Annotated in this window: 5 protein-coding genes; all 5 read left to right on the top strand. The window is 45.0% G+C overall.

From position 1 onward, the window contains the following. Nucleotides 1-959 precede the first annotated feature (959 nt). On the top strand, nucleotides 960-2357 hold the full coding sequence (locus tag Q1A69_RS19305; protein ID WP_299589290.1) for a tryptophanase: 1398 nt from the start codon (nucleotides 960-962) through the stop codon (nucleotides 2355-2357). A gap of 240 nt (nucleotides 2358-2597) precedes the next feature. After that, nucleotides 2598-3290 (top strand): TetR/AcrR family transcriptional regulator, encoded by a 693-nt coding sequence (locus Q1A69_RS19310; RefSeq protein ID WP_299589292.1) that lies wholly within the window; start codon nucleotides 2598-2600, stop codon nucleotides 3288-3290. A gap of 241 nt (nucleotides 3291-3531) precedes the next feature. After that, complete coding sequence (locus Q1A69_RS19315) at nucleotides 3532-3663, top strand: hypothetical protein (RefSeq protein ID WP_299589294.1); 132 nt, start codon at nucleotides 3532-3534, stop codon at nucleotides 3661-3663. A gap of 1130 nt (nucleotides 3664-4793) precedes the next feature. After that, on the top strand, nucleotides 4794-6173 hold the full coding sequence (locus tag Q1A69_RS19320; protein WP_299589298.1) for a PIG-L family deacetylase: 1380 nt from the start codon (nucleotides 4794-4796) through the stop codon (nucleotides 6171-6173). Between the two features lie 671 nt (nucleotides 6174-6844). Beyond that, entirely contained in the window at nucleotides 6845-7216 is a 372-nt protein-coding gene (locus tag Q1A69_RS19325; protein WP_366525620.1) for a transposase, read from the top strand. Nucleotides 7217-7292 lie beyond the last annotated feature (76 nt).

Below are 7292 nucleotides of genomic sequence, written 5' to 3' on the forward strand. Positions count from 1 at the left end.
CAATCTGATATCGTTCTTTTAAGGTCAGCTGGTTGGTACGGGTTCCCATGAGGTTCCTGGCTTGTTTGTGTGGAAGCTTACTAGCCTACAGCCAGCTGACCTCTCTCGCTATTGCCAAGTGTGTCGGTTGTTATGGGAATCTAGGCATCAATCGGGTGCCCCCAAGAATGAAATAATGGCTGCCCCGTACCAATAAAGCTGTTAGCTTCGGATACATAGCCGCCAGAGTGTATTACTTGATCATTTGAATTTTAAAGGTCAGATTCGTGAATTACGATATAGAGCTGGCGATATACCCAGGTGTTGCCAATTATAGCCTAGTGTAAGCCATCACGGGCGTTGAAGTTCCTTGCCGCGAGTTTTGGTTCGCTTGGGAAGCTTACCTCTAGCGTGGTTATAATCGCGGGGGCTGAGGAATGAGTTCGATCAACGGTTTATGTCGCGTAGCTGGCCCCATTAAAGTCGAGGCCAGGGTATTGTATGTCAGTGTTAGACGAGTCGAGCTTTTGAGTTTCGTACTTGAAAGTTTTGGCGTGTGTCTCAAAGGCTAAAAGAACTGCGGAGATTGTTGTTGCTGTAACGGCGTGTTTAAAAAACATATAGATCTACTGTTAAAATTCTAAATTATTTGCACCAAGAAATTTCTACTAGTAGGTAATGCAGTTCCGATTAACTTGGTGCTCCAAGAGAAATCACATATCAATAAGAAATCCTCAAAGGTGAGATGCAACCAATAATAGAGCCAAATAACTTAAAAATAATTCATTCAAGGAACGCTCTATTAAATCGCTGCTTGATGATATGCCTGCCGATGCTGGGTAGGGTGGCTCTTGTCCAGGCCGTCTCTCCATTCGCCTATTGATCTCTTCATCTGTACTATACCTGTGTTAAAACAGCATGCAGTGTGACCGAGCTCTAAAGCTCAGTTCTCGCTGTCGGGATTTATAAGGAAAATAATGATGAAGCGTATTCCTGAGCCATTCCGTATCAAGATGGTTGAACCGATCAAAATGACAACCCTGGCCGATCGGGAAGTCGCCTTGGCGGAAGCCGGTTTGAACCCTTTCTTGCTGCGTAGTGATGATGTTTATATCGACCTGCTGACCGATTCCGGTACTGGCGCTATGAGCGATAACCAGTGGGCTGGTTTGATGTTGGGGGATGAGTCCTATGCGGGAAGTCGCAACTACTACAATCTCTGTAATGCGGTAGAGCATTTTTTTGGTTATAAATTAACCGTTCCCGCGCACCAGGGGCGTGGCGCTGAGCAAATCCTGTTCCCCGCCTTGATAGAGCGTATGCGCCAAGTGCGTGGCGGTACTACGCCGGTATTTATTTCCAACTATCACTTCGATACCACTGCGGGCCATATCGAGCTGAACGGGGGTAAGGCGATCAATGTGGTGGATGAGCGCGCGTTTGATACCTCGATGGCTTATGACTGGAAAGGTAATTTTGACTTGGACAGGTTAGTCCAGACCATTGAAGAACATGGAGCGAACAATATTTGCGCGATTATCACCACGATAACTTGCAATAGCTCTGGTGGGCAGCCGGTCTCTATGGCCAATATGCGCGCGGTGTATGAGATCGCTACCAAGAACGATATCCCGGTGGTTATCGATTCGGCGCGCTATTGTGAGAATGCTTACTTTATTAAGCAGCGCGAGGACGGTTATCAGGATAAGTCGATCCTGGAGATTATCCGCGAGATGTATCAGTACGGCGATATGCTGACCATGTCTGCCAAAAAAGACCCAATGGTAAATATTGGCGGCCTCTGCTGCATTCGCGATCATGAGGAGCTGTTTCAGGCTGTGCGCACCCTTTGTGTGCCTATGGAAGGCTTCGTAACCTATGGTGGCATGGCGGGTCGCGATATGGAGGCATTGGCGCGGGGCCTTTATGAAGCTGCCGATGAAAACTTCCTACATTATCGCATCAGTCAGGTAGCTTACCTCGGTGAGCGTTTACGCGAGGGGGGGGTGCCTATTCAGTATCCGACTGGTGGTCATGCGGTGTTTGTGGATGCCGCGAAGATTCTGCCGCATATCCCTCCAGAGCAGTTTCCCGCACAGGTATTGACTAACGCTCTGTATTTGGAGGCGGGAATCCGTGCGGTGGAAATTGGTTCCTTATTGTTGGGGCGGGATCCGGAAACCGGTGAGCAAAAAAAGGCCGATCTGGAATTAATGCGGCTGACGATACCGAGGCGTGTCTACACCAATGATCATATGGACTATATTGCCGACGCTATTATTGAATTACAAAATCGAGCGCACGAGTTAAAAGGTTTGACCTTTGAGTATGAACCACCGGTACTGCGGCACTTTACCGCTAGATTTAAAGCGCTCTAATTCACTTTCTGGCGAGATGAAAAGGGCTCCTTCGGGAGCCTTTTTCATCTTCGTGGAGATTGCGGCTTGGCTTTCACTAAGCCCCATATTCAAAATCCTCGGGCATCTGGATAGCGCTTATTAAAGCCTGCTGAGCAAGAATACCCTCTAAATTTTGACCGTTAAGTCTATTTTTTCTATTGAGAGACGGGTCTTATTGCTATTTAATTAATCGAGCAATTAACTAAATAGGGGGTCACGGTGACCGTAACTACACCCAGCCGTGGCCGCGGACGGCCAAAGGACCCAAAACGTGAAATGCAGGTGCGTGAGGCCCTAATGCAGTCCGCCTATGCACTCCTTCGTGATAAGAGTGTTCGAGATATATCTATCCGCGAGATCGCCCTGGGAGCGGGGGTGAATTCCGCCATGATTAGCTATCACTTTGGCGGAAAAGAAGCGCTCATTATTGAGGTGATGCACAGCCAGTTTATGCTGTACGGCCCCGAATTCCTCAATACGGGGTTGGGCGGCAAAGAGCCTTCTGTTGAGATGTTAAAAGAGGCTATGGCCCGAATTATTCGTCTCTATATTCGAGAGCCCTGGATACCTCGTTTGATTGTGAGCGAGGTGGCAGCTAAACCTGGCCAAATGCGCGACCTATTTACCCGCAGGCTGGCTTCTGAGCTGGGACCGAAGCTGCGTGAGCTGTTAGATGTGCTCCAGTCTAGCGGTCATCTGCGCCAAGACCTTGATACTAATCTGATGCCCATTTCCTTTATTAGCCTAATTGCTTTCCCGTTCGTCACTGGCGATCCCCTCAAAAAGGTGTTCGCCTTTATGCCTGATGAGAGTAATGGGGAAAAGTGGATAGAGCACTCGGTACAATTTCTACTCCATGGAGTGGCGAACACTCCTATAGCCGTAGATCAGAAGAATAAAGGATCTAACTGAAACACCGATGAATCGCCATCTAGTGTGATCAACGCGAATTAGCATCTTGGCTATGGTGTTTGTAATGTACAAGCACCCGTCTGAACACGACGCAATACAAGTAATGATCGTCAGGTTTACGCCCTGGATGTACAGCAACTGCGAGCCAAGGCCGCTACTTATAGTGAGGCAACACCCAACCCCAGGAGTGATCGCAGAAAAATTATCCCCTCTGGTGCCCTGGCCCTAAAAGTTGATGAGCATGCTCTTATCGTTGAGTGAGAAAGAGTTGGCGCTCAAGCAGGGGGCCGTATCAACCTGGTCTATGACCCTGGAGGAAGCGATGGATAAAGCACGCGATACCTGGCGCGAGGACCTTAGTAAAATTCTTTGAGTGATCGTCATTCTCAACTAAAAACCCCCTTCTAAGCACGGCAGGCTGCGCCATCGCTGGCTCAGAGCTGGACGAACTAAAAGCACTTCCATCCGTTGATAAAATAGATCCATTGCTACGAATGTGTTGTGGGTGGTTTACACCGAGGTAAGTTTCAATGAATCGTACACTGGCGTGCAACCGCACCCCTCCAATCTAATGCCAGCCATGTTGACAACCAGCTACATACAGCCCATCAGAGGATGGAGATTGATGAGGTCAAATACCGTGGGAAAAGTTATGGAATCCAGGCGTGTGGGTGCGTAATTCTATAGGGCCCTCAGACACCTCGACGAGTTGGTAACTGTCTACCCGGCTACCATGTAGTGAGTTCTCATGAATGCTGTGGTGGTTCTTAAAATGAATGGGGCTACGCCAAAACCAGCATGATAATAGCGAACGCAATGTAAAGGTATACGCCGAAAAAGCCGAAGTAGATCCAGTTCAGGAATCCTTTCTGATGGCACTCGCTGAACGTTCTTCGGTCTTTATGTGGCCCTGTAAGAGGTAGTGGGGGCGAGAATTTGTCGTTGTTTATAGCGAACATACCTCTCTTGAGTAAAAAAATGCCTATTTTAATGGCAAGCGAGTTAGGCGCTTTAGTTAACCCTAATGGTTTCATGGGAAAGTTGGAAGTTGCTATCGATAATTTAATGCGGGACTATAAAAAATGATTACTCTCGTGAAAAATGGGGGTATGTTTGTTGTCTGTATCTAGTGTGTAGCCCAGATATTCTCTTTCCCTAAGCAGTCAATGATGCTATTACAAGATTAACAAAAAAGGTAAGTGAAAATAACAACGAAGATAAGGTGAGAGGGAGTGGTATTTGTTGTTAAAGGATGGCGTCTGGCTGGGCCTGTGTAAGGTGGCTCATATTATTTCTGGGTCGATTTTCTCTAGGTGTTTAGGCTATATAAGTTCTGAATTTTCATGTGCTACTCTGATATTTGCCAAGTGCAGCAGGGCACTCTGTGTGAAGGTTGGTTTATTTTCTATTGCTAAATACTCCTTTTTCACGTAGGGGAATAATGGCGAAGTTTTGGTGGTGCATCCGCACTCCTTTGCTATACGCCGGAAGGAGTAGTGTGTGATGTTAAAAATTAATATTCCGTCAATTAAGGTTTTTGTCGTTATATTAATTGCGGTAGTGTTTGCTGTCGCCGAAAAGCGTTTTGCCATATATCCTTACGAAGTGGATAGGAACTATGAGTATCTATTTGATAATGCAAATGCAACAGTAACTCATCTTGCTTTGAGGGGTGGTAAGTTCACGTTGCCTGAAAGGGATGATGTAAATCGATCAACCTTTCTCGAGTTAAATGTTAATACGACATTTATGGGTGAGTATCTCCAGCCTGGCGTAGAGGTTGGCATTGGAGATTCAACTATTACTCAGTATTTTGAGCATGGTGCAAAAGGGATTCGATATATCAATATTAGCTCTCTGCCTTATGGTGGGGGAGAGAAGGTGAGTTTGGATGGGAAATATACTTCAATTAATGATCAATCGGTGCGGCTGATAGATTTCAAAAATCCTGATATAAAAAACCTCAAGATATTTGTTCTTGCGCCTCATCCTGATGATGCCGAAATAGCAGCTTACGGGTTGTATAGCGATAATAAAAACTCATACATTGTTACGGTTTCTGCAGGAGATGCTGGGGAGTATAAGTATGATGAAATATATGAAAATAAGGTGCAGCATTATTTAAAAAAAGGAGAGATAAGAACCTGGAACAGTATTGCGGTGCCATTGCTGGGTGGCGTAAAACCAGAGCAAGCTATAAACCTTGGTTTTTTTGACGGTACAATAAGGAGAATGTTTAAAAATAAAGCCAGGCCGGTAAGTGCGGTTTTCACAAATAGTTCGGATATAAACACTTACAGAAAGATGAATGTTTCGAGTCTTAGCGCTGGGTTGTCTGGGGGGGCGGACTGGAACTCTCTGGTAGAGAATCTTCGGTACTTATTGCTGGCGATTAAGCCAGATCTAATAGTTACACCATACCCGCTTTTAGATAGCCATGATGATCATAAATTTTCATCGGTTGCATTATTTGAGGCAATAAAAAAGGCTGATATCCGGGCTGGGCATCTATACTTGTATTCAAATCATTTTTCTCTAAATGATTACTTCCCCTACGGTAAAGAAGGTGGGGCTATTTCGCTCCCGCCTAACTTTGGGAGTGAAATATATTTCGATAGTGTTTACTCCCACCCATTGTCCCTTTACAAGCAAAAAGAAAAGGTGTTTGCTTTGGAGGCAATGAATGACTTAAGGCTGGATACTGAGTGGCGTTTTTTTAAAGGAAGCGTTAAAAACCTTTTGCGAAATTCCAAAAATATTATTTTGGGCGAAGAAAATAGTTATTATAAAAGATCAATTCGGTCGAATGAACTTTTTTTTGTGGTGGATATAATTAATATCTATGATGAGGATGTTTTAAGTAGTCTGATAGGCGAGTTGTAGGATGTGGTTGATCGCTGCACTTAATTTTACCTGCTTATTAATGGTTTGGAAAATTAAGCTAAGCTTGGTATTTCTTGAGTGCTAAAATTATCCATCGGGCTAGGTCTGTCAAACATTCATATCTAATATTCCTCATAGGGCAGAGTGGGGATTTTTATCTCTTCAATTCATTTGAGAAAATCTGTGTGAGTTATTCGCCGCGAATTGTAAAGGAGGTGTAGTGATTTGGAGGTCTTTGAATCTTCCTGCTATAAAACTATTGGGGTATAGGTTATTTAGGTGGGCGCGTGTTAATGCCTGTTTGAAAAAAATAATAAACTGCTGGAGTCTGTCTGATTTTTAGTAAGTCACTTATGCGAGCAATTTTGCGAATAGCAGACTGTTCTGTTGTCTCTATTCAGTTATATGCGTCTGAGATATTTTGGGGGCTTTTATTATTCGGGTGGTGGTCAATTTTTCCTTTCTTCGCGAAGTCAAGCTAGGTGTGATTACCTACTCGTACCGACATAACAGCATCTGCAGCTGAGCGCTTTCAGTACAGTAGGCAATGTATGTTTGAGTTTGCAGGGGTCGGTTTGATCCTACCTTCTGAAGTTGGCCGCCTGACTTTGAGTGATATCGTCGTGCTCAGCGAGATCAGGTGAAATAATGACCAAGTCATCAAAGAAACGATTTGCTCCAAGTTCCGGCTTGAGGCAGCGCAACTTGCAGTTGATCAGAATGACATGCTGAAAGAGGCTTGTGAAGGCATGGGGGTTAGTAAATCCACCATGGCGTCATGGGTCCGCAAGTTGCGAGCGGAACGAGCTGGTAAAGCTCCAGAGGGCGCTGCTATCACGGCCGATCAATTGCGTATTCAGAAGTTTAAAAACAGAGTGGGTGCTGGAAATCGGCTACAAATTATTCCCCTCGGCACAACAGGGAAACGCCAGTTACATGATAGGTTACTACAGCCAAATAAGGCCTCACCAAAACAATGTTGGGCTGCCACCCAATATGGCGTAAGAAAAATAATGGAATGCTCAAAGTTCGGTGGCCAATAAAGTTATTAACCCGGCGATCCTATAGTTCTATATAATATCCAAATGGATATTATTGATGCAAGAAAATTACCCGCTT

It is taken from the genome of uncultured Microbulbifer sp., from assembly GCF_947498635.1.
GTDB lineage: Bacteria > Pseudomonadota > Gammaproteobacteria > Pseudomonadales > Cellvibrionaceae > Microbulbifer > Microbulbifer echini.

Coding starts and splice junctions, on each gene's coding strand:
- Q1A69_RS19320 (WP_299589298.1), top strand. CDS start 4,794: ATGTTAAAAATTAATATTCCGTCAATTAAGGTTTTTGTCGTTATATTA.
- Q1A69_RS19315 (WP_299589294.1), top strand. CDS start 3,532: ATGCTCTTATCGTTGAGTGAGAAAGAGTTGGCGCTCAAGCAGGGGGCC.
- Q1A69_RS19305 (WP_299589290.1), top strand. CDS start 960: ATGAAGCGTATTCCTGAGCCATTCCGTATCAAGATGGTTGAACCGATC.